The organism is Marivirga sericea, assembly GCF_900177665.1.
Taxonomy (GTDB): Bacteria; Bacteroidota; Bacteroidia; order Cytophagales; family Cyclobacteriaceae; genus Marivirga; species Marivirga sericea.
Genome location: NZ_FXAW01000006.1, coordinates 340,942 through 364,672, shown reverse-complemented (window position 1 = coordinate 364,672; position 23,731 = coordinate 340,942). Strand labels below are relative to the sequence as shown.

Annotated in this window: 24 protein-coding genes; 17 read left to right on the top strand and 7 right to left on the bottom strand. The window is 36.8% G+C overall.

The window, feature by feature from the left end; all coding sequences use genetic code 11:
- The 4 genes from B9Y84_RS15270 to purN all read left to right on the top strand — a co-directional run.
- On the top strand, nt 1–346 hold a 346-nt coding region (locus B9Y84_RS15270; RefSeq protein WP_245830872.1), incomplete at its 5' end, for a GIY-YIG nuclease family protein.
- Nucleotides 347–585: 239 nt separating this feature from the next.
- Nucleotides 586–1,446: a carboxylating nicotinate-nucleotide diphosphorylase gene (gene nadC / locus B9Y84_RS15265; RefSeq protein WP_085518258.1), complete on the top strand. Its 861-nt coding sequence runs from the start codon at nt 586–588 to the stop codon at nt 1,444–1,446.
- A gap of 77 nt (nt 1,447–1,523) precedes the next feature.
- Nucleotides 1,524–2,000, top strand: coding sequence for a YcxB family protein (locus B9Y84_RS15260; RefSeq protein ID WP_085518257.1), 477 nt, complete (start codon nt 1,524–1,526; stop codon nt 1,998–2,000).
- On the top strand, nt 1,997–2,575 hold the full coding sequence (purN, locus tag B9Y84_RS15255; RefSeq protein ID WP_085518256.1) for a phosphoribosylglycinamide formyltransferase: 579 nt from the start codon (nt 1,997–1,999) through the stop codon (nt 2,573–2,575). The genes B9Y84_RS15260 and purN overlap by 4 nt, the downstream gene beginning before the upstream one ends.
- 6 nt (nt 2,576–2,581) lie before the next feature.
- Here the strand turns inward: purN and B9Y84_RS15250 are convergent, their stop codons facing one another.
- Nucleotides 2,582–3,166: a hypothetical protein gene (locus B9Y84_RS15250; protein ID WP_085518255.1), complete on the bottom strand. Its 585-nt coding sequence runs from the start codon at nt 3,164–3,166 to the stop codon at nt 2,582–2,584.
- A gap of 189 nt (nt 3,167–3,355) precedes the next feature.
- Between B9Y84_RS15250 and purH the strand changes: the two genes are divergently transcribed.
- From purH to rodA, 6 genes are all read left to right on the top strand, one after another.
- Nucleotides 3,356–4,882 (top strand): bifunctional phosphoribosylaminoimidazolecarboxamide formyltransferase/IMP cyclohydrolase, encoded by a 1,527-nt coding sequence (gene purH, locus B9Y84_RS15245; protein WP_085518254.1) that lies wholly within the window; start codon nt 3,356–3,358, stop codon nt 4,880–4,882.
- A 111-nt stretch (nt 4,883–4,993) separates the two neighbouring features.
- Entirely contained in the window at nt 4,994–6,022 is a 1,029-nt protein-coding gene (locus B9Y84_RS15240; RefSeq protein WP_013454378.1) for a rod shape-determining protein, read from the top strand.
- Between the two features lie 106 nt (nt 6,023–6,128).
- A complete protein-coding gene (gene mreC / locus B9Y84_RS15235; protein WP_085518253.1) occupies nt 6,129–6,965 on the top strand; it encodes a rod shape-determining protein MreC in 837 nt (278 codons plus the stop codon).
- A complete protein-coding gene (locus B9Y84_RS15230) occupies nt 6,955–7,476 on the top strand; it encodes a hypothetical protein (RefSeq protein WP_085518252.1) in 522 nt (173 codons plus the stop codon). Before mreC ends, B9Y84_RS15230 begins: the two co-directional genes overlap by 11 nt.
- Nucleotides 7,473–9,284 carry a penicillin-binding protein 2 gene (gene mrdA / locus B9Y84_RS15225; protein ID WP_085518251.1) on the top strand — a complete coding sequence of 604 codons (1,812 nt, stop codon included), beginning with the start codon at nt 7,473–7,475 and terminating at the stop codon, nt 9,282–9,284. Before B9Y84_RS15230 ends, mrdA begins: the two co-directional genes overlap by 4 nt.
- Nucleotides 9,281–10,552, top strand: a complete 1,272-nt coding sequence (gene rodA / locus B9Y84_RS15220; protein WP_085518250.1) for a rod shape-determining protein RodA — start codon at nt 9,281–9,283, stop codon at nt 10,550–10,552. The genes mrdA and rodA overlap by 4 nt, the downstream gene beginning before the upstream one ends.
- Here the strand turns inward: rodA and B9Y84_RS15215 are convergent, their stop codons facing one another.
- The 4 genes from B9Y84_RS15215 to B9Y84_RS15200 form a co-directional block, all read right to left on the bottom strand.
- The gene (locus tag B9Y84_RS15215) at nt 10,553–11,596 is read right to left on the bottom strand and encodes an imelysin family protein (RefSeq protein WP_085518249.1); all 1,044 of its coding nucleotides are present in this window, start codon (nt 11,594–11,596) and stop codon (nt 10,553–10,555) included.
- Nucleotide 11,597: 1 nt separating this feature from the next.
- Nucleotides 11,598–12,983, bottom strand: coding sequence for a di-heme oxidoreductase family protein (locus tag B9Y84_RS15210; RefSeq protein WP_085518248.1), 1,386 nt, complete (start codon nt 12,981–12,983; stop codon nt 11,598–11,600).
- Nucleotides 12,984–13,078: 95 nt separating this feature from the next.
- On the bottom strand, nt 13,079–14,242 hold the full coding sequence (locus B9Y84_RS15205) for an imelysin family protein (RefSeq protein WP_085518247.1): 1,164 nt from the start codon (nt 14,240–14,242) through the stop codon (nt 13,079–13,081).
- Between the two features lie 85 nt (nt 14,243–14,327).
- Nucleotides 14,328–15,284, bottom strand: a complete 957-nt coding sequence (locus B9Y84_RS15200; RefSeq protein ID WP_085518246.1) for a hypothetical protein — start codon at nt 15,282–15,284, stop codon at nt 14,328–14,330.
- Nucleotides 15,285–15,316: 32 nt separating this feature from the next.
- Between B9Y84_RS15200 and B9Y84_RS15195 the strand changes: the two genes are divergently transcribed.
- The 4 genes from B9Y84_RS15195 to recO all read left to right on the top strand — a co-directional run bounded on the left by B9Y84_RS15195 (nt 15,317) and on the right by recO (nt 19,446).
- The gene (locus B9Y84_RS15195; protein ID WP_085518245.1) at nt 15,317–15,640 is read left to right on the top strand and encodes a 2Fe-2S iron-sulfur cluster-binding protein; all 324 of its coding nucleotides are present in this window, start codon (nt 15,317–15,319) and stop codon (nt 15,638–15,640) included.
- Nucleotides 15,641–15,765: 125 nt separating this feature from the next.
- The gene (locus B9Y84_RS15190; RefSeq protein ID WP_085518244.1) at nt 15,766–16,341 is read left to right on the top strand and encodes a thymidine kinase; all 576 of its coding nucleotides are present in this window, start codon (nt 15,766–15,768) and stop codon (nt 16,339–16,341) included.
- 249 nt (nt 16,342–16,590) lie between these two features.
- Nucleotides 16,591–18,753, top strand: a complete 2,163-nt coding sequence (porZ, locus tag B9Y84_RS15185; protein WP_139828057.1) for a type IX secretion system anionic LPS delivery protein PorZ — start codon at nt 16,591–16,593, stop codon at nt 18,751–18,753.
- Between the two features lie 3 nt (nt 18,754–18,756).
- Nucleotides 18,757–19,446 carry a DNA repair protein RecO gene (gene recO / locus B9Y84_RS15180; RefSeq protein ID WP_085518242.1) on the top strand — a complete coding sequence of 230 codons (690 nt, stop codon included), beginning with the start codon at nt 18,757–18,759 and terminating at the stop codon, nt 19,444–19,446.
- A gap of 85 nt (nt 19,447–19,531) precedes the next feature.
- Here the strand turns inward: recO and B9Y84_RS15175 are convergent, their stop codons facing one another.
- On the bottom strand, nt 19,532–20,176 hold the full coding sequence (locus tag B9Y84_RS15175; RefSeq protein WP_085518241.1) for an SDR family oxidoreductase: 645 nt from the start codon (nt 20,174–20,176) through the stop codon (nt 19,532–19,534).
- Nucleotides 20,177–20,324: 148 nt separating this feature from the next.
- Here B9Y84_RS15175 and B9Y84_RS15170 point away from each other — a divergent pair, with 148 nt between their 5' ends.
- Nucleotides 20,325–20,927: a hypothetical protein gene (locus B9Y84_RS15170; protein ID WP_085518240.1), complete on the top strand. Its 603-nt coding sequence runs from the start codon at nt 20,325–20,327 to the stop codon at nt 20,925–20,927.
- A 26-nt stretch (nt 20,928–20,953) separates the two neighbouring features.
- On the opposite strand, the gene B9Y84_RS15165 is transcribed toward B9Y84_RS15170, so the two are convergent.
- Complete coding sequence (locus tag B9Y84_RS15165) at nt 20,954–21,841, bottom strand: UbiA family prenyltransferase (protein WP_085518239.1); 888 nt, start codon at nt 21,839–21,841, stop codon at nt 20,954–20,956.
- 48 nt (nt 21,842–21,889) lie between these two features.
- Between B9Y84_RS15165 and B9Y84_RS15160 the strand changes: the two genes are divergently transcribed.
- Nucleotides 21,890–22,978 (top strand): type III polyketide synthase, encoded by a 1,089-nt coding sequence (locus B9Y84_RS15160; protein ID WP_085518238.1) that lies wholly within the window; start codon nt 21,890–21,892, stop codon nt 22,976–22,978.
- Complete coding sequence (locus B9Y84_RS15155; protein ID WP_085518237.1) at nt 22,975–23,676, top strand: methyltransferase domain-containing protein; 702 nt, start codon at nt 22,975–22,977, stop codon at nt 23,674–23,676. Before B9Y84_RS15160 ends, B9Y84_RS15155 begins: the two co-directional genes overlap by 4 nt.
- The last annotated feature ends 55 nt before the right edge of the window (nt 23,677–23,731 follow it).

Below are 23,731 nucleotides of genomic sequence, written 5' to 3'. Positions count from 1 at the left end.
CGCTGGCAGCGTAGAGGTCATCGGTTCGACTCCGATATGCTCCACAAAAGCTACTTCGCAAGAGGTAGCTTTTTTAGTTTCAACCAAACCCAATATTATGAAATATTCCGTTTACATAATTTATTCGGAAAAGTGCGATAGATATTATGTTGGACATTCAGATGATGTGGAGAGAAGAGTAGAGGAGCATAATTCAGGGAGAGGAGGAAAATATACGATTAGATGTAAGCCATGGGAATTGGTTTTTATAGAGCGTTATGAAAGTAGAAGTTTAGCGGTTAAGCGTGAATTAGAGATTAAGAAAAAGAAGAGCAGAAAATATATTGAAAATCTAATTATAAAATAGTGAAGAAGGTATTAGTTTAGCTGGCTAGAGCGTCCCGATGCGAAGTAACGGGAAGGTCATCCGCTAGCTAGCGGACTCCGATATGCTCCACAAAAGCTATTTCGCAAGAGGTAGCTTTTTTATTTCATTGTAATTATAGGAGACCTATTCCAAGAAAGGTTTCAAAAATTATTAATCATGATTGTATTATAAATGCGGATAGGACTGTAACTTTGGGTAATCACAAAAACACATAACTGTTGGCTTATCAATATTTAACCGAAGAGAATATTAATCATTTTATTAAAAGTGCCTTAGAAGAAGATATCCGTGATGGGGACCACTCTTCTTTAGCCTCTATTCCTAAAGGAACGCTAAATACAGCTCAATTAATCATTAAAGACGATGGGATTTTGGCAGGAGTGGAAATGGCAGAGCATATATTCAAAGCAGTGGATAAGGATTTAAAATTAGAAGTTTTCAAAAAAGACGGAGAGGCTGTTAAAAACGGAGATATCGGTTTGAAAGTGCATGGGGAAGCATCATCCATCTTAACAGCAGAAAGATTAGTTTTAAACTGTTTGCAAAGGATGAGTGGAATAGCCACTTACACTCATAATCTCAACAAAATGATTGCGCATACTCCCACTAAATTATTGGATACCAGAAAAACCACGCCAAACTTCCGAATTGCAGAAAAATGGGCTGTTCAAATTGGTGGAGGTCAAAATCATCGCTTTGGATTATTCGATATGATTATGTTAAAAGATAATCACAATGATTTTGCCGGAGGAATTACAGCAGCAGTTACTTCAACAAGGAAATATCTTGAAGAGAAGAATCTCGATTTAAGAATTGAAGTAGAAACTCGAAATCTCGAAGAAGTAAAAGAGGCTCTTGCTGTTGGAGGTGTAGACGTGATCATGTTAGATAATATGTCGGTTGAAATGATGAGTGAGGCGGTGGAAATTATAGGCGATCAAAGTCAAACAGAAGCCTCAGGAGGTATAACCGAAGAAACGATTGTGCCTATTGCAGAAACAGGAGTTACCTTTATATCGGTGGGCGCATTGACCCATTCTTATAAAAGTTTAGACATCAGTTTGAAAGCCGTTTCTTGAAACCATAAAAATCAGATATATTTGCATTCCCGATCAGGGGTTAGTTATAATTTACTTAAGAAAATTGAATTGCAGAAATGCTAGTTAAAACAAAAAAATATAAGCTGGATAACGGCACATACATCAAAACCGGATTGAAAAACATTGTAAAAGAGCAATGGTGGGTGTTTTTAATCGCACTTGCGATTTGTTCCGGTTACGCATGGATTCCCAATATCTGGTGGTTCATTGGTTCTTTTATTGCCTTATTATTGTATTTCCTATTCTGGGTGATTCAATTTGCAGGTGTCACGCAGCTGGATCAATACAAAATATTGTTTGAACGCCTCTCATATGAGATTAGCTCTCAACAAATATTAATAAAACTCAATGCCAAACAAGGCATGCCTATAAAGTGGGATCAAATAAAATCAGCCAAAGTAGGCAAAAACGCATTTACCTTTGTGCTTTCCAAAGCGCAGTTTGTCTACCTCCCCTACAAAGTATTTAAAACTGAAAACGAGAAGAAATTTGTGGAAACGATATTAAAGAGGAAGGAATTGATTAAATCATGACCGATCCTAAGAATATAGCTATTTTAGCATCCGGCTCCGGGAGCAATGCTGAAAAAATCATTCATTATTTTAAAAACCACAAGGCGATTAATATTGCTTGTGTTATAACAAATAATGAAAATGCTGGAGCAATAGAAAGAGCTGAAAAAGCACATGTCCCTTCGAAATACTTTTCTAAAGAAGATTTTGAGCATCCATCTTTTCTTCTGCAGTATTTAAAATCAAAAGAGGTTGATTATATCGTTTTAGCGGGATTTTTACTTAAAATTGCCCCAGATATCGTTGCTCAATATCCCGACAAGATTATCAATATTCATCCGGCCCTTTTGCCAAAATATGGAGGAAAAGGAATGTATGGAAACCACGTGCACGAATCAGTCATCTTAAATAAAGAGACGGAAAGTGGTATTACCATTCATATAGTGAATGAAAACTATGATGAGGGACGCATAATTTTTCAAGCAAAATGTGATATTTCTCCACAAATGGGGGCGAAGCAATTATCTGCAAAAGTGCAGCAGCTAGAGCATCAGCATTTCCCTAAAATTATTGAGGAGTTTGTGGAGAATAATTAAAGGCAATTAATCCGCTTTTTCAAAAAGCTTTTCAACTAGATCAGAAAAACTTTCAGGTTCAGAGTACAAGCGATCAGAATAAACGCTAGCGGTAAGCTTTAAATAGTAAGGTTTATCATCATGGAGGATTAATTCTATGCTGATATTACCATATCGCTGATCGATGGGAGGCTCCATTTGAATAGGAGGCTTTAAATAATAGAATTCCTTAGTTGTTACCCGATCTTGTTCAGCTGTCACTTTCCTGTTAGAGCCGGATTGTCTGTAACCAATTGCTAAAATCTGCTTTTTGAAGTGCTCTAAGAGCATTTTGTAATCTGAGTCAAGTAAACTACTACAATTGGCTACAGCAAAGCCATTGGCTTTATCACTTTGCAAAAGAGCAATCGGAATGGGGTCTTTGATGTCTGTCTTCTTTAGATGATAGGCTCTAAAAATTTTTTCTAATATTTTTCCACTTACGTCAGAAGCATACCAATCTTCATAAGAATTAAACTCCTGTTGACTTCTTTTCAAAACCTCATTGGTGAGAATCATATTTTTTTTCTCTTTCGGAAAAATTTTAGCTATTATTTGCTCAAAGAATGACATTCAATTTGCTTTATAAATTTTAAGCGAAAATTATTTTGCGCTCCAAACATTAACAGATTTAGAGAATGAAAGATTAGAAAAATGACCATAATCTGAAAAAAATTTAAAACTGAGACTATAAAATCTTCAAAGGGTGGGCGAAAAAGCTTTTAATCAATTACTTTTGCAGCAAATTAATTCTTAGTAAAAATGTCAGTCAAAAAAATCCAATCTGCACTCATTTCTGTTTTCCACAAAGATAATTTAGAACCGATCATTGAATTATTGAAAGATAAGGGGGTAAAAATATACAGTACGGGAGGCACCCAAAAGTTTATTGAAGAACAAGGAGCCGAAGTTACGGCTGTTGAAGATTTAACCAGCTATCCTTCAATCTTGGGAGGAAGAGTAAAAACCTTGCACCCTAAAGTATTTGGTGGAATTTTAGGCAGGAGAGAACTGGAGTCGGACAAAGCACAATTACAGGAATATGACATTCCAGAAATTGACCTAGTGATTGTAGATTTATACCCTTTTGAGCAAACCCTAGCTTCTGGAGCAAGCGAACAGGATATAATAGAAAAAATTGATATAGGAGGAATCTCTTTAATCAGGGCAGCGGCTAAGAATTTTAAGGATGTTGTGATTGTTGCATCGCAAAACCAATATGCTGATTTGGAAAAAGTATTAGAAGAAAAAGATGGAAGTACAGATTTAAAAGACAGAAAAGCTTTTGCAGCGCATGCTTTCAATGTTTCTTCTCACTATGATACTGCAATTTTCAATTATTTCAATGAAGGTGATTCGATAAAAGGTTTTAAGCATAGCATCGAGGAAAACAAAACTTTGCGCTATGGTGAAAACCCGCATCAAGAAGGTGTTTTCTTTGGGAGTTTAGATGAGCTTTTTGACCAACTGAATGGTAAAGAACTTTCATATAACAATTTGGTGGATGTGGATGCAGCGGTTTCTTTAATTGAAGAGTTTGAAGGCGAAACTGCTTTTGCGATTTTGAAACATACCAATGCTTGCGGTATGGCTTTGGGCAATACCGTAAAAGAAGCCTATAAAAAAGCTTTTGCAGCAGATACGCTTTCGGCTTTTGGAGGCGTTTTAATTACCAATGAAAAAGTAGATAAAGCATCAGCGGAAGAGATGCATTCTTTGTTTTTTGAAATTTTAATTGCCCCTGATTTTTCTACCGAAGCTTTAGAAGTTCTGAAAGGAAAGAAAAACCGAATTTTGCTCAAAAAGAAAACTAAGCTTTCCACAAAGAAGCAGTTCAAAAGTTTGTTGAATGGTGTAATAGAGCAAGATAGAGATTTGCATACTGACAACCAATCAGATTTGAAAGTGGTGACCAAAGAAGCACCGACAGCCGAGGAGGAGAAGGCGCTATTGTTTGCTTCTAAAGTTTGCAAACACACAAAATCTAATACGATTGTTTTAGCTAATAACGGACAGTTGTTGGCAAGTGGAGTGGGTCAAACTTCAAGAGTAGATGCCTTAAAGCAAGCGATTGAAAAAGCCAAGGTTTTCGGTTTTGATTTGAAGGGTTCTGTTATGGCATCTGATGCGTTCTTCCCTTTTCCTGATTGCGTTGAAATTGCAGATCAAGCAGGCATTTCAGCGGTTATTCAGCCGGGCGGTTCTATCAAAGACCAAGACAGCATTGATTATTGCGATGCTCATAAGATGAAAATGGTGACCACAGGTATAAGACATTTTAAACATTAAAAGTTAATCTTTAGATAAATCTGGAAATATTTTCGTTGAACCGCTTAATTTATCAAAGTAATTTGTAAATTTCCAAAGCGATAATTTTTAAAATAATATACACGAACATCCATGGGGATATTTGATTTCTTTTCAAGTGACATAGCCATCGATTTGGGTACAGCCAATACCTTAATTATTCATAAAGACAAAATAGTGGTGGATGAACCTTCCATCATTGCCATTGATAAAGCTACTAACAAAGTATTGGCCATTGGGCGCCAAGCCATGCAGATGCATGAGAAAACCCACGAGAACATTAAGACCATTCGTCCTTTGAAGGATGGGGTAATTGCCGATTTCCATGCTGCGGAGCATATGATTCGTGGCATGATAAAAATGATTGATGGTGGAAAAAGAAGTTTTATGCCATCATCTCATAGAATGGTAATTTGTATTCCTTCTGGTATTACTGAAGTGGAGAAACGAGCCGTTCGAGATTCAGCTGAGCACGCAGGTGCTAAAGAAGTCTACATGATACATGAGCCTATCGCAGCCAGTATCGGTATTGGCGTTGATATTGAGCAACCGGTCGGATCTATGGTGGTTGATATAGGTGGAGGAACAACAGAGATTGCAGTCATAGCATTATCAGGTATCGTTTGTGACCAATCTATTCGAGTAGCAGGTGACACGTTCACAAAAGATATTTTAGATTATATGCGTAGGCAGCATAACCTATTAATAGGAGAACGTTCTGCGGAAAAAATCAAAATAGAAGTTGGGGCAGCTTTAACAGAACTAGATGATGGACCCGAAGATTATGAAATCCGTGGTCGTGATTTAATGACTGGAATTCCGAAAGTAATTAAAGTGTCTTATTCTGAGATTGCATTTGCGATTGATAAGTCAGTGTCCAAAATTGAAGAAGCCGTGCTTAAGGCTTTGGAGATTTCACCGCCCGAACTCTCTGCGGACATTTACGATAATGGAATTCATTTAACTGGTGGTGGTGCTTTATTAAGAGGACTTGATAAAAGACTGGCACTAAAAACAAAGCTTCCGATACATGTGGCGGATGATCCGTTGAGAGCGGTAGTTCGTGGAACAGGAATTGCTTTGAAAAATTTAAATCATTACAAAGCAGTATTAATGAGTTAAATGAATTATTTAATACAAAATATTTTTGGAAAAGGGAATCCTATAGAAGGCATTCCTTTTTCCTTTTTAAAGCGGTTTATTTTTTTGCCTGTAACCCTAAAGGTAAATGCGTAGGTTATTTCAGTTTATTTATCAGTATCGGGCTTTCTTTATCTTTTTGTTATTGGAAGTAGTTAGTGGCTGGTTCGTAGTCAATCACAATGACTATATCAGTGCATCCTATTTTAATAGCTCCAGTGCTATTGCAGGTAATGTTTATGAAAATAGGCAGGCAGTCCAAGATTATTTTCAATTGGCAAAGGTTAATCAGAACCTAGTAGAGGAGAATGAGCTACTTCGAAATCGTTTGGCTGTCGACAGCCTTACTGTGGAGGTAGATTCCACAGACATCCCATTACAACTTTCTGGCCAATATGAATTCATTACTGGAAAAGTAGTGAATAATTCTGTTCACCGGTTTAGAAACTACTTCACTCTAGATGTTGGTAGCAAGGACGGGATTAAAGAAGGAATGGGTGTAGTAAATCCAAACGGTATTATTGGAAAAATTAAAAGTGTATCCACTAATTTCTCTACTGCTTATTCTGCATTGCACAGTAGCTTATTAGTCTCGGTATTAATAGATGAAACGGAGACGCTTTGTACAGCTAAATGGTCAGGAGAAGACCCAACCCAAATATCGTTAGAGTATGTACCTCGTCATATTAAGGTGCAAGAAGGTATGCAAGTGGTGAGTTCAGGATATGATGCTATATTCCCGGAAGGTGTAAAACTTGGAACGGTTAAAAGTGTGGAGATAGACGAGGAAGCTACTTTTTATGACATAGAAGTGGCTCTTTCTGCTGATTTTTTCAGTTTAGATTACGTATATGTCATCGGTAATAAACTGAAGCAAGAAAAGGATTCTTTAGAACAAGAACTGCAAAAAGAATATGAACAGTAGTAATAATTTCAAACAGATATTGATTTGGATACTTTTTGTGGCATCTCAAATATTGTTTGCGCAAAACTTTGTCTTGTACAATCGAGCATTCTGTTTCGTTTACGTAGGCTTTTTGCTGTTGCTTCCGCTTGGAATTTCTCGAAATAATATTTTGCTCTTAGGATTTTTAACGGGCTTCATTATCGATGTTTTTTATAATAGTTTAGGTACTCACATGGCAGCTATGACCTTAATCGCGTTTCTTCGCCCAATTTGGTTAAATGCAATTACTCCAAGGGGAGGTTATGAAAACGTGGAGAGTCCTGCTGTAAAGGATTTAAGTTTGTCTTGGTTCCTGGCTTATGCAATGCCTTTACTGTTTTTGCACTTGGCAGTAGTCTTTTTTATTGAGGCAGGAGGTTTTCATATGTTTTTTTATGTGATTTCTAAAGTATTCATGAGCACTTTATTAACAGTTTTTGTGTTAGTGATTTTACAGTATCTGTTTTACTCAAAAGGTAGGTTTTCATGATAGAAAACAGGAAATACATCATTCAAGTATTAATTGTCGTAGTGGGAATAGTATTCTTAGGAAAATTATTTTCTATTCAGGTGATGGATAGTCGTTATAAATTGGCGGCTGAAAATAATGTGATTAATAAGGTAGTGCAATATCCCTATAGAGGACTAATTCTGGATAGAAATAATAAAATCATCGTCCATAATACTCCTGTCTATGATATCATGGTAGTTCCCAAGGAAGTCGAAGTGCCTGATACAGCTGCTTTTTGTAATTTATTAAATATCACGGAAGAAGAATTTACGGCCAAAACTCAAAAAGCAAAACAGTATTCTTACATTAAACAATCTTTGTTTTATCCTCAATTAAGCAATGAAGAATTCGCTAAAATTCAAACGCGCCTAGTTGAATATAAAGGGTTTTACCCTGTTGCCCGGACGGTAAGAAAGTATCCTGAACCAATTTTGGCTAACGGACTAGGCTACATTGGAGAAGTAAGTAAAAGACAATTGCAAAGAGACACTACCAATTATTATAAGCAGGGCGACTTTATTGGGATTTCGGGTATTGAAGCAGCCTACGAAGAAGAACTGCGCGGAAAGAGAGGGGTAAAATACAAATTAGTAAATGTCAGAGGAATAGAAAAGGGGTCATTTAATGACGGAAAGTTTGATACATTATCTGTGCCCGGTAATAATTTGATTTCAACAATAGATTTGGACTTGCAAAAATATGCGGAATACCTCATGGATGATAAGGTTGGAAGCATAGTAGCAATAGAACCATCAACAGGTGAGATTTTGGCATTTGTGAACAGTCCGTCGTACGATCCCAATCTTTTAGCAGGGAGAAACTATGGTAAAAACTTTAGTGAATTAAATAAAGATACCTTAAAACCTTTGTTCAATAGACCGATAATGGCGCAATACCGACCAGGTTCTGTATTTAAATTGGTTCAATCTTTAATTGCTTTACAGGAGGGTGTGGTGGTTCCGTCCACTCGGATTGTCTGTAATAGAGGTATAATTAATTGTCATGGTTCTCATACAAATGCCGATTTACACGATGCCATTAAATATTCATGTAACCCGTACTTTTACCAAACCTTTAAAAGAATAGTTCAGCAAGGAAAGGTAGAAGGGATGAATAAGGACGCAAGAGTTGGATTGACCACTTGGAATAATTATTTAAGTGATTTTGGTTTCGGCAGAAGGTTGGGAATTGATATCCCCAATGAAAGTACAGGATTAGTGCCAGATCCTGGGTATTATGATTATTACTATCAGAAAGATCATTGGAATTTCTACACCATTTATTCACTAAGCATTGGAGAGGGAGAATTATTAACAACTCCTTTGCAAGTAGCTAATTTAGCTTCGATATTGGCAAATAGAGGTCACTATATTCGTCCTCATATGGTTAAGGGGATCGATACACCAGACTCCTATTATAAAATTCAGTATGATAGGCAGGAGACCGGAATCGATTCTGTTCATTTCACTACTGTGGTGGATGCTATGGGAGAAATTGTTGACGGGACTGCTAGAGTCGCAAGGGTGAAAGATATACAAATAGCTGGAAAAACAGGAACTGTTCAGAATAAGAATAGCTTTGATCATTCAGCATTTATGGCCTTTGCTCCCAAAGAAAATCCTCAAATAGCTATTTCTGTTTATGTAGAGAATGCAGGTTGGGGAGGAGGAGTTGCCGCAGCCATAACGGGATTATTAATAGAGAAATATATAAAAGGAGAAGTAGCTTCCAACAGAGTTTGGGTTGAAAATTATGTGATGACCAAAGCTTATTTGAATAATTTATGAGAAGACAGGATAGCATTTGGAATAGAGTAGACTGGCTGATAATTACAGTGTTTTTCATTCTGGTAATATTAGGATGGTTAAACATTTATGCGGTAGTATATGATGCTGAAGAATCGCAGAATATTTTCAGTTTAGACCTGAATTCGGGAAAGCAACTTGCCTTTATTGCAGGCTCATTGATTATTATCATTGCAATTATGATTTTGGATTCTAAATTCTTTGAGTCCTTTGCCTACTACATATTTGCTCTTATTATCGTTTTGCTCATTTTGGTTTTAACTCCCCTCGGAACGGAAATCGCTGGTAATCAGTCCTGGTTCACTATTGGTTCCTTTAGACTGCAGCCTTCAGAATTTGGCAAATTTGCTACCGCTCTTGCTGTTGCAAAGTATTTTAGTAGCAGAAATGTTCGTCTTGACAGATTTACAGAACAGATAAAATCATCTCTGTTTGTACTTGTTCCTTTAAGTCTAATTGTGCTACAGGGAGATGTCGGCACGGCCATGGTTTTTATAAGCTTTATTATAGTTTATTATAGAGAAGGGCTTCCATCTTTTTACGTAATAACCGGCTTATCAGCTGCAGTGATCTTTATTTTAACCTTGTTAGTGGACCAACTATATCTAACAATTGGGGTGATCATGTTAGCCACAATCATTATTGTTATTAACAATAAACGATTAAAAAATATTGGTATTACCATACTTGTGGGTGTTGTAGTAATCGGTGTAATTCAAAGTGTTGATTATGTGATTTCTGATGTTTTGAAGCCCCATCAGCAAAATCGCTTGAAAGCCTTGGTTAATCCTGATGCGGATCCACTAGGATATGGTTGGAATGTTACACAATCAAAAATTGCCATTGGCTCGGGCGGCACATTTGGAAAGGGGTTTTTGGAAGGAACTCAAACTAAATTTGACTTCGTGCCGGAGCAGAGTACAGATTTTATATTCTGCACAATTGGCGAGGAACACGGGTGGGCCGGGAGCTTCGTCCTGATTGTATTGTTTTTGGTTTTAATGGTCAGGATTATCTTTTTAGCAGAACGACAGAAGTCAAATTTCGCCAGAATTTATGGCTATGCTGTGGCGGGGATATTCTTTTTCCACTTTGGTATCAATATAGGTATGACAATAGGGCTCTTTCCAGTAGCAGGTATACCTCTACCCTTCTTTAGTTATGGAGGTTCTTCCCTTTGGTCTTTTACAATCTTGCTTTTTGTATTGGTGAAACTGGATGCGCATAGAATGCAGGTACTAACCCGCTAATCAATCTCCATCGCTGTCACTAAAAGTCGTTACTAATCCTAGCTGACCCATTAACTCCGTTTTAAATATGATACTGAGATTTAAAGACTGAAGGTAGATTTGGTCCACTTCCTTTGATCCCTCAAGTATTAATTGAGTTAAGGGTTCTTCTTGATTACTATTTGCTAGCAAAGTGTTGATTTGCTCATTGATTTTGTCCTGAAGTGGAATATTATCAGACAATTTGATGTCTAAATGATCTAGATAGTCGTCTACACCTTTCTTAGTATCTCCATTAAAGGATAGCTGAAGAGCACTTAGTTTAGCATGGATAATTTTCAAAGAAATTTGACTGTAGGGGGCATGAAGATTGTAGACGTTCTTTTCAATTCCACTGGTTTTACCAGCGGGCCTACCCACTTCATCTCCTTTGATGTAATCAATAACCTCTATCCATTGGTTAGTCAATTTACTTAAACTTGATCCAATATCGCTTCCAGTATTACTAACAAAGGATTTAGAATACTCATTGATCCACTGATCTAAGACTTGTTGATTGAGCTTCACTAAATGGTCAGACAGCAAGCCGCAATAGGCTAATTCTTCTTTAGTTGGCTGTTCAGATTGAAATAAGATATACTCAATTGCACCTAACCCTTGTACATTACTTCCCAGTCTTTCAACGGAGTTCTTTTGATTATTAAAGCTGGAGATTGCCTGCTTAACTTTTACAGTATCTATAGGATAATAATAGAAATTATTTTCAATCAACAGTTCATCGATTGGTCCAAATCTGTATGGTGCAGTTTTAGACCATTTCAGTGCTGCAGATTTCCAAGAATTTCGTAGCTCATGAAGATTTTCAGTATTAGGACCTTTTTCAACTTGCAATAAAAGTTCTTGCAGCTGTTGAAAGCTTTTCAAGCTTTGCTCGTAAGAAGGAATTGCTAGGTTTTCAGCTATATTTTTTAGCATTTCTTCTTTTTCAAAGCCTTCATTTCCAGTAGAATTGCAGGAGCTAAAGAGAACAAAAAACACAAAGGACAGGATACTGATTAATTTCATTTTATAATGAGTTTACAAAGTTGATCAAATTGCTTCTATCTATTTTAGATAGTTCTTTGAATTCTTTTTTAGAATGTTCAGACTCACCACCATGCCACAAAATAGCTTCTTCTACATTACGGGCTCTCCCGTCATGTAACAAAGTAGTGTGACCATTTACAGTTTGCACTAAACCAATTCCCCACAGTGGAGCGGTTCTCCACTCTCTGCCTGTAGCAATTCCATCAGGTCGGTTATCGCTTAGTGCTTGACCCATATCATGCAAGAGTAAGTCTGTGTAAGGGTATATTTTTTGATTGCTAAACTCTGGAATGTTAGGATGTTTACCTGTGGTGAAGGAAGTAACATGGCACTGATCACAACCTATTTCTGAAAATAATTTTTCGCCTCTTAAAGTATTTTTATCTTCGCTATTCCTTCTCTTCGGAACTGCTAAAACTTGTGAATAAAGCGTAATGCGCTCTAAAACATCATCCGTTACTTCAGGGTTTCCTCCTGTTGGAGTTTTGATAAACTTAGCTTGTGCTTTAGTCTCATTTTCTTCAGGAAAAAGAGAAGTACTTAACCCCATATCGCCTTGAAATGCAGCAGCCACCTGTTGTTTTACTGTAGGTTCATTAGCTTTCCATCCAAACCGACCCAATTCCACACTGTCGTTTATCATATTTTTCACATAGTTAGGTTTTCCGGAAACTCCGTTACTATCCCTATCATGGGGATCAGCTAATGATAAAATATCATTTATCTCTATAGCTTCTAGTAAACCTAAACCAATAATATGAGGGGCTACACGAGGGGAGACCATCACGTTATCCTGCATATCTCCGTAATTTAATTGGGTAAATGTGTAGGTTGGTTTTCGAAGAGAATACGATTGTCCGTCAGGGTATTGTCCATTAATCTCTTCATATGCGATTTCAACTTGCCCCTCTTCTTTTACCCCTAATATTGCAAGATGGTTAAATTGATTTCCATAGTTAGGCTCGGCTCTTGTTTGGCCATTGTCATCAGCAATACTTAGTCTAAAGAGTAAAGCAGAAGATTGCCCTTTTTCAAAACCGGGTTCTCCTTTACCATCCAAAAAATGGCAACTTGAACAAGATTTGGCATTGAAAAGAGCTCCTAATCCATCCAAATCAGCTGTAGAGGAAGGTGCTGTTACCCAATTTCGTTTGAAGAAGGCGTTGCCTGTTACGAATTGCATTTGCTTGTCATCTGATATATTGGGGGCGGCATGACCAAAAGCATTTACTGAAAAATCATCAGTAGTGGCCGCACCTCCAGGATAAAGCGCGGATTCATTTACAGCCTGATAGGTTTCCTTATTATTACAGGAAAGGAGCAAGAATGTTCCTAAAAGAAAAATGCTTGAAAGTAGATTGTGCATTTTCAAATTCTATTTACGTCAGACATCTAAAAAAGAAAATAAAAAATGGACTATCCTTCGATTTTTTTTCTTGATTATCACTATAGATTTATCATTTAAATGGCTGTTGGGTCAAACTTGAATCCAAATTTATTGGCCGCTGCCGCTAATAAATCTCCTTGTTTTCTAAATAAGCTGATTGTTTTAGCGATTTGTTTTCTACCCGCCTCATTTTTTATTTGTTGGTCGAAAGGTGCTTCTATCGCTTTACTTTCTACAACTCCTGTGGATATTGTTTCTTTGATTTCTTCTGCCAGGGTTTTATCTTTTTGTTTCAGCAGATCATATATGCTAGGACCGTTAATTCTTTCGTCTGTTGTGAATGATTCATAATTTCCTAAAAAAACATTTTGAATTCCTTTTGCATTAGCCGCGATATCTCGATGTGTATTATCACTAAAGCAAGAATGCTCATCTTCTTTCGACTGTAGATCATATGCAACAAACATCCGCTCTCCAGCTAATTCTCCTTTGCTTAATTTACCGAGACCCGATACAATTTTTTCAATTGACTGGTCGGGATTTGAAGTGAATTTTGCTCTATAATTTTGTTTGTTAGGCTCCCATTCTTGCATTACTGATTTCAAATCCTCTAGAAGGAGATTGACTGTTTCTAAGAGATATTTTTTTCTTCGATCAGCATTCTTGGCGGTAGCTTTTTCCCCTTCAACGTAATCCGTATACTTTCTTTGACCTGCACCAGGCCCCTCACTCAAATCTTGACCCCAAAGTAAAAACTCGATTGCATGGTAACCTGCACTAACATTAACTTCGCTTCCTCGCTCATTCATAGAAGCAATGAATTCAGCAGTAATTTCAGGGAATTGCTCAGGACTATTGATAATATTGGCATTGTTAGATCCCTCAGAAGAAACATAATCAATGTAAGCTTCATCTAGTGGCCAAGCATTTAACTGCCCTTCAGGCCCATCTTCACCATCTATTGGCCCACCATAAAAGCGGAATGCTTCTGTTTGACCATAACTTTCTCTTGCTAAAAGCCACGCTTGCTTGGCTTTGGAAAGTCCCGTCTGGCTGGGATTATCAATGAAATTACTGATATCATTTTTTAAGGCTACTGCATGCGAATGAGCATCTGTGTAATTTGAGTAAGCGATCGTAGAATAATTTTTTACAACATCCTCAGTGGTGACTTCATCCTTCGATTGGCAAGAAAGTAAAAAGACAAAAAGAATTGAAAGGGAAAGTACTCTCTTCATTTTATTTAGATTTATTAAACATAATGCAAAATTAGTAGAGATTGTTTTGAAAAAAAGTGATCTTTTAAAATATCTTATTGAGTTCTTAATTTCCAAACCTCTTTTCAAGCAGTTCCATAAACTCTTGGACTTCTTCAGTTTCCATATCCCAGTCGTATTTATCAGCAAATGATTTTTTTATGTGTGCAGCAGCTTCTTTATAGTTAGCCATTGCATCGATTTGTTCTACAGCAGAAAGAAAAAGGTTCTGATTACCTTCAAATAACTCATTTACAAACATAAACCGTTGATTTAGGGTCAGCATTTTCATAATGCTTTTTCCACCACTTTTTGAAAGCTTATCTGCAAGGGTTTGACCTTTTGTGCTCTGAAGACTTTCATTTAGTATTCCCGTTTCCTCTTTTTCTTCTTCAAGATAAATGTCGGCTAATGATAGCGGTAAAGTTTTTGAAAATTCAATCAGAAGAGGCTGTATGTCGTCAGGCTGTTCTTCAGAATTGCTACACACCTCATTGAACATCTCAAAAGCCATATCATTGAAAACGATATCTTCTTTATGCGATTCAAAATGTTCAATTAAGCCATCGAGTAAAAAATTGTTGACTTTAATATATTTTTTTAGGTCTTTCAAATCGGACAAGCGCAGCCTGCTGTCATCTCTCTGATTAATTTCTTTCGAGTAGAAATCATAGGGAGAGAAAGCCAACAAAATGCTATCTTTGATAGATTCTTTTAATAAAGGTTCGAAATGTTCTTTTTTAACATATATATGACGTGAGAGCGTATTCATGAATTCTTTCATGGCTTTTTTCACTCCATCACTACGATAGTCAAAATAAGGGCTTTGTAACTTTGCGTTTTCTTTTTTCCACTTTTTGAAAAGATTTTTGAGTACCATCAAATTAATTTGTTTGTTGGGACTCAGCTCTAGGATCTCTTTTCCACTGATGTGAGATGAATTACTAAAGAAAGATTGACTCAATTGCTTGGCCAAAGCTTTGCTGTAAGCATCAATCGCCTGATGATTTAATTTGCTCTCCATTATTTAATTTACTTTTTTTGTAATTTACTCTTATGCCTGAAATTGAGATATCCAACTTATATAATCGCAAGATAAACACTAATAGCACAGAAAAAAGAGCGTTAGAGATTATACACGAAAACTTTATTGATTGGATGCACGCCTGTGGGAAAAAAGGGAGGTGCACAACATGTAAAATGATAATTGAGGAAGGTATGGAGAATTTAGCTCCAGTGACGCAGTCGGAAGAACGCTTTAGAAACCAAAAGCGATTAGGAGAAAAGGAAAGATTAGCATGTCAGGCAGTAGTCTTTGGTGATATTAAAATTAAAGTAGCCAACAAAAACAAATTTCCGCATATGGAGTATTCGGATTGAGCATTTTTTGAGGCTAAAGCTGTCAGTTTTCAGAAAGAAAACAGGGAGGATGAGTATATATTTATGGGATTTTTTAAATAGATAAGCCGGATAGGTTTTGGCTATACTAGAAAGTAATTAAACATATGTTTGTAGAACCACATATAGGACGAGAAGAGGGCGGAAAAGGAAAGGGATGGATAGAACTGATTTGTGGTTCTATGTTCAGCGGAAAAACGGAGGAATTAATACGAAGATTAAATCGAGCAATTATTGCTAAGCAAAAAGTAGAAATCTTCAAGCCAAAAATTGACACTCGTTATGATGAATCAGAAGTGGTTTCCCATAACAAGACTAAAATACGTTCTACGCCTGTAGATTTTGCTGAGGATATATTACTATTTTCTGATAATTCCGAAGTAATTGGTATAGATGAGGCACAATTTTTTGATGAAGAGATTGTAACAGTTGTAAATACTTTGGCCAACCAAGGCAAGCGTGTAATTATCGCTGGTTTGGATATGGATTTTAGTGGAAAGGCGTTTGGATCCATGCCGCAACTGATGGCTACCGCAGAATACGTAACTAAAGTTCATGCTATTTGTGTAAAGTGTGGAGGAATTGCCTCTTATTCCTACCGTCTGAGCCAAGACACTCAAAAAGTAATGCTTGGTGAGAAAGACAAATATGAGCCAAGATGTAGGAAATGTTTCAGCTCTTAGGTTCGCTCCTGTAGTTAGTATCCGAAGGAAAATCTTCATCGATCACCTATGCAGCGAGCAATTCATCATATAACCATTAGCTGGATACCTATTTCATGAAGTTAATAAAATGAAATAGCATTAAAATAAGAGGCGAAGGAGATTTCGACCATTTTTCCTGCTGGCTTTCGGCTTAGAGGGGTAAACAATATAACATCTTCGTTATGAGTTCTTATATTTGAGAATAAAATTCAACGCATTAAAAGTACTATGCTAAGACAGTCTCTTTTCTTTTTACTTCTCTGCATTTCTAGCAGCCTATTGGCTCAAAATATTCCTATGGGCAGTTGGAGAAATCATGCTGATTATTCAACAGCGCAAAAAGCAGCAGAATTCAATAATAAAGTTTTTTGTGCGACCAATAATGGCCTTTTTTATTTTGATAGTGAAGATGGCAGTCTGAACACTTTAAGCACTACTGATGGATTAAGCAGCATTAATATTAGCATGCTACAAGTGATAGATGATGTTTTACTTATTGGCTATGAAGATGGCTTAATGGATGTGATGGATGTCGAACTAAACATCACCACTTTTGAAGGGATTTTCAGATCAGAACTAAGAGGCGATAAATCAATAAATCAAGCGGTGGCAGTTTCTGAACTCGTTTATTTGGCTACAGATTTTGGAGTAGTGCTGTACAATATTGCTGAGAATGAATTAATTGATGCCTTTCTTGATCTAGGTGTAGATGGGGAAAGAATCAGTATCAGTGGGATTAGCACAGACAACCAGAAACTTTACTTGAGTACAGCGGAAGGACTATTAACAGGAACTTTATCAGAAAATATTAACCTTAAGGACTTCAGCAAATGGGAGAGAAATTCGATTAACAGCGAAGGTACAGCGCTCTTGAAAACTGTCTTTTACAAAGGAAATCTCTATGGTTTGGTAGATAATAACAGTATTTATCAATTTCAAAATGATGAATGGCAGCGTATCTTTAACCCCAGCATTGCTATTGAGCAGTTAAAGAAAGTCAATGACCAGCTCTACGTTTCTGCAGGAAGTCAGCTTTTTGATTTTGCTGGGAACAGTTTTGAATCAGCTTTTCTATTGGAGGGAGCCAGTGAAATAAATGATTTTGCAGCTATTAAAGAACAATTTTTTCTAGCAGAAGAAAACTCAGGCCTCCTTCGCTTTAAGCAGGGCACAGTTGAAAGCTTAAGACCTCAAGGACCAAAAGGGGAAACTGCTAGCCTCCATCAAATTGAGCAATTTACTTTTCATTTGTCGCAAAATGTGGTAGGCTTTTCATTTTTTGAAAATGGAAGGTGGGAGTATACAGGAGAAGATGCAAATGGTCAAAAATTACCGATCTTTAATGATGTTGCGTTAGACGTATCGTCTGGTAATGGCATTTTTCTTAGCAGAGAAAAGGGTCTTTTTAGCTGGAATACAGAGACCATTACCCCATTAAGTGTAGGAGATTCAATTGTTCGAGAATGGGTAAGCTTGGCGGAAAGTCCGCAAGGTAGCTATTGGTCACTGATAAAAACTACTAATAGTTTGTATGGGCTTTTTAATCCAGAGAGTCAGAGCATAGTAGAAATGAATTTACCCAGTAGTACCCCGGTATATGATTATTTAATCGTACCCAATGGCGACCACTACTTGGCTACTAATTCTGGAATTTTTGTATTCAACCCCGAAAATGTAGAAGAAAGGAGGCTCACCACTATTTTGGGAAACGGGAACCTACCCGATAATCAAATCACCGATTTAGCACTGGATTTAAGTGGTCAGCTATGGATAGGCACTGAGAATGGAGTTGCCTTTTTTAATCGTTTTCAAGGGGTATTGCTACAGGAAAATGTTGATGCATCTCAGCCTATATTTGAAGGGTTTTTTCTATTTGATGGAATTCCTGTGAATCATATCACGATTGATGGCGGTAATAGAAAATGGATGAGTACCCGCGATGGTTTGTGGCTTTTTGATGAAAATATTGAGCGAAATATTTTACACTTGCGCAGATCAAACAGTCCTATTATCGATAATGACATACAACAAATGGTAGTTAACCCCTTAAATGGAGAACTATTTATGATATCGTCAACACAATTTCTTTCTTATCGAACGGATGCTACTAGAGCTGTAGCTGCCCACACTGATGTGGAGGTCTTTCCCAACCCGGTTCGACTTGCCACTGATAATACCGTTACAATTCGAGGCTTAGCCTTCAATAATGAGGTGATGATTACGGATGTTGCAGGAAATTTAATCCATAAAGGAACAGCAAATGGAGGAACGTTTTCTTGGAATCTGCTTAACTATTCGGGTTTTAGAGCCAAAAGCGGAGTATATTTAGTTTTTTCCATAAACGATGATGGCACAGAAACTTACCGAACAAAATTTGCTATACTTCCCTAAGCTATGTTGCATAAAACAAAAGGTATAGTACTAGGTCATATTAAATACGGGGAAAGCTCATTGATTATTCAGGTATATACAGAAAAATTTGGCATACAATCCTATATTGAAAATGGAGTTCGAAAAGCTAAAGCAAAACATAAGATGGCCATTTTTCAGCCTTTGACACTATTGGATTTGGTGGTGTACAAGAAGAACAACAGCAGCATCAACCGCATGTCAGAAATCAAAGTGAACCCACCCTATGGGAGCATTCCGTATGAAATCATTAAATCTTCTATTGGTATTTTCTTAGCAGAGTTTTTGAACCATATTCTACGTGGAGAAGAAGACGAAAACCCACTAATGTTTGGTTTTATACATGATAGCTTGGCCTATTTTGATCAAGCAAGGGAAAACTATATTAATTTTCATTTGCAGTTCTTGGCACAATTAACCTCTTATTTAGGATTTAAACCATCCGGTGCAGTTGAAATAATGGATGAAGTAGGCCAATATCATCAGATAAAATTAAGGCCAGATGAATTAGTTAAATTGGAAGAACTATTGTCAAATGATTTGATGTATCATCTAAAAATTACAGGAGAGCAAAGACAGCAATTGCTAAAAGTCTTAATTCATTTCTATCAAATTCATAGTCATTCTTTTAAGGAAATTAGATCTCTCAGGATTCTGCACGAAGTTTTGAGCTAAGATTAGGCTACAGCTCTCTCCTTTAAGAAGCGTGAAAGAAAGAGGAACTTTTCCAAAGCACTGAGCTTTGGAAAAGCAAAAAATATTAAACTTTTTCTATTGCTTCATCAACCTGATAGGGTCCAGATAGCAACTCTAGAGATTTTTTGTAGGTGTTTTCAGCATCAAGACTTTTGACAATAACATCAGCTACATCCCATCGAGGAATTGAGCCGGTTCTTTCATCTGTTCTTTCGCCAAAGTCAACCTTACCTTTAGCTTCTTCATCCGTTAGCATGCCCGGCTTAAAAATAGTATAATTTAAACCCGTTTGCTGTAAATAATCATCAGCTGCAGATTTAGCATTGTAATAAGCCGCCATATTTTTTGGCCATTCAGGCGGTTGAAAATCTGCACCAAATGCACTTACCATCATAAAACGGATATACTTATGCTGCACTGCTAAGTCTATCGCTTTAATAGCCCCCTGCTGATCAATGGTTTTAGTTTTGTCATCACCCGTATGACCTCCACTTCCTGCCGTAAAAACTATGGCATTATTTCCTTCATATGCATGGCTGAAATCTTTTTCAAGATCACCGATGACAGTTTTGATGCCTTTTTTTTCAAATTGATCTCTTTGAGACTCCTCTCGGACCATAGCTATGGCATCATGGGGGGAGTTACTATGAATTTTATTTACAATTTTTTGTCCTATTTTTCCGTTTGCTCCTATTACTAATATATTCATAATTATCTTTTTAAAGTTACCTTTTATTATACGGAGAGATTGGCATATGTTTAGAATTGTTAAAAATCCCTTAAAGATTAAGTTATTTTTACCATATTTGAAATTGAAAATGAACCTATATTTTTACAACTATTAACCTTTCAAGAAAATGAGATTATCAATCCTTTTAAGTCTATTACTCTTTATTAGCGGTTTTCACTTAAACGCACAAGATAAACCTTCAGCTATTGCAAAAGGGGAGTCTGCTTCTGTTGCTCAAAATTTAATAAAAGTAGAAACACTTTTGCCATCAATACTAGCCATTTCTTATGAAAAGAAGTTAGAGCAGAATATTTCTTTGTATAGTAGCATAAGCCTTTTAGGAGGTTTCGGTGGAGGAACATATACTCGTACTTTTTATTATGTTGACAACTATTATGTCCTGACACCTCAAATAAAAGTGCAGCCTCGCTTTTACCATAATATTGCCAAACGAGCAGCAAGCGACAAAAACGTAAGTAGTAATGCTGCTAACTATATTGGGTTGTCTGGTAGCTTTTACCATACTTCATATTTTCTAACCAATGCAGAAAATTACCCCAAAGGGCCGGGGGTTTTTGATTTACAATTATCTTATGGCTGGCAGAGAAGCTTTTTTAAGCGTATGAATATTGATTTAGCTCTTGAACCAGGTATTGAATTTACTTCTGGTCAAGCGAGCTTTTTCATAGGCCTTAATCTACAATTAGGATTTATAGTTTTTTCTAAGTGAAACTGCTCGCTACTTTAAGAGAACAACTACAATTGTCCAATATGACTTATTTCTAAAAAGAAATAAATAAAAAAAGCATTGAGACAGAGAGCGGATATGACATTCAGCCCCATAGTCCATGCAAAATTTGCGAATTTTAGATTCCTATTGACTAGTCCAAACCAAATAAGAAAATACAAGACTGTTGGAGCCATGAAGGCTAAAAAAGCAATGGCCATTTTTTCAGTATGAAAATTCAGAAAATAATATTCAAAACCTAAGGTGGCCAATAGGAATGCTATTAAGGTAAATAAGAACGTTCCTTTTATCCCGAGCCAAATAGAAAGAGTGTGATCTCCTCTTTCGGAATCCTCATCGTGCTGATAAATTTGAGTCATTGGATAAGATCCCCATAAAAAAGCAGATGTTAATAATCCTGGTAAAATGACTTTCCATTTTAAAGCAATTTCCCAGCTGAAATCGTTGATGCCCACATAAGCCATGTAAAAAGTAAACACACCTTGGAAAAAACCAGCTACAACCCATCCTAAAAGAGGATACTTTTTTAATCGAATTCCTGGGTGGCTATAGGCTTTTGATGCCAATCCGTAGATGAAGACCAAGAGCGCAAACTCCATACTAATCAGCCAGGCAAAAGCAATGCCGATAAAGTCAAATATCAAACTGGTGTAATATAATCCTTTTGTAACGGGCGGTGGATTTTTTAGTAATCCAATGCTGCCTTTATCCTTGTCAAAATAAGAATTATAAGCGTTACTGGCCGGGTATATCAAAAAGTGCAAGATCACGAAAGTCAAGATAATTCTATCAGCACCAATGTTAGGACTTATGCCTAAGGCAAAGATGTAAACAGGTAATAAAAAGAAGGAAAAAGGAATCCTAAGATGTTGAAGGATATGAATAGCTTTTTTCATGAACAAAATTGAAAATTTTTGCTTAATATAGTCATTCAAGAATAATTTATGCCATACATCAACCTGATTTCTCCTGCCAATCCGGAGATAAGCATTGCTCAAAATGATATAGCAGGCTTCATGCAAAAAGCCATGCAATTGAACGAAGAAAACAGCCGTAAGTTAAAGGCCGTTTTTAGGATGTCTGGAATTCAAAAAAGACATACTGTCATTCCAGACTACCAATTTTCGGATGATAAGGAGTGGAAGTTTTATCCTCAATTAAATAACGGCAAGGCCATTCCTAATACACCAGAGCGTATGCAGTTATTTGAAAAACATGCACTGCCTTTGGCCATAAAAAGTCTGGCAAAAGTTTTTCATAAATACGAAGCGCATGAGTTTACTCACTTAATTACAGTAAGTTGTACTGGTATGTTCGCCCCGGGACTCGACATTCAACTCATTAAAAAAGCTGGTTTAAATGCAGATATTGAAAGAACATCGATACAGTTTATGGGATGTTTTGCAGCTTTCAATGCACTTAAAACGGCTCATCATATCGCACGATCAGAGAAGGACGCTAAAGTTTTGATACTATGTGTGGAATTATGTACCATTCATTTTCAGGCTAATTACTCTGAAGATAATTTATTGGCTAACACGCTTTTTGGAGATGGTGCTTCAGCTGCGGTGGTCAGCAATGAGAAAACAGAACAGGCTCTGGAAATGAAGGCATTTAAGAGCGTGGTGGAAAATGATTCCGAACAGGAAATGGCTTGGAGTATCGGTAGTTTAGGTTTTGAGATGAAGTTGAGCAGCTATGTCCCAGAAGTAATCGCTCAGAATATAGCGAAGTTAAGCGAGGAATTGATGAACAAGCTTCAATTAACTTTGCGAGATATTAATCAATTTGCTATTCACCCTGGTGGAAAAAGAATTTTAGAGGCAGTAGAGAAGGGACTGAAGCTACCTAGTGAAATTAATGCCTCAGCTTATAAGGTTTTGAGAGATTTTGGAAACATGTCGTCTCCTACAGTTCTTTTTGTTTTACATGAGATGTGGGATAAGATTCAGCCCAAAGACAAAGTTTTAAGTTTCGCATTTGGACCAGGATTAACTATGGAAAGTATGCTCTTGGAGCGTGTAGAGAAATGAGAAAAGTTGATTTATCTTATCGATCAGAAGAAGCTGAGATCATGGATGATTTATCAGATAATAGCCCTTCCTTGTATCGTGCATTAAAGGAGCTAGATATTATCAATCATTTGCTAGGGGGGAATGCGGTTACATTAAAAGCAATAAAGAAAGTTTTCAAAACGCAGCCACAGAAAAACTGGCTAATTGCTGACTTAGGCTGTGGCAGTGGCGAAATGTTACTCAAAATCGCTAAGTGGTCAAGGAAACAAAACATCAAAGTTGAATTGCATGGTTTTGATGCCAACCCTAACGTAGTTGCGTATGCGAAGAAACATTGTAAAGATTTCCCAGAGATATCATTTTATGCAGAGAATATTTTTTCGGAAAGCTTCAAAAACAGAAAGTTTGATGTAATGACTTGTACACTTTTTCTTCACCATTTTTCGAAAGTTGATTTAGTCCAACTATTGGGGCAGTTTCGAAAGCAGTCAGATAAAGTGATCATTAACGATTTGCATCGACACCCTTTTGCCTACTACTCCATCAAATGGATTACAAAGTTTTTAAGTAAATCTAGTATGGTAAAAAATGATGCTTGCCTTTCCGTTTGGCGAGCTTTCACTCGAAAGGATTGGGAGGATATTTTGGAACATGCAGAAATCAGTAAATACAGATTAGTGTGGCGATGGGCATTTAGGTGGAGGCTCGTTTTTTGATTTTGGAATCCTTTCTTCTAGGTTTTTTCCGCTTCACCTCAACCTTTTTGCCCTA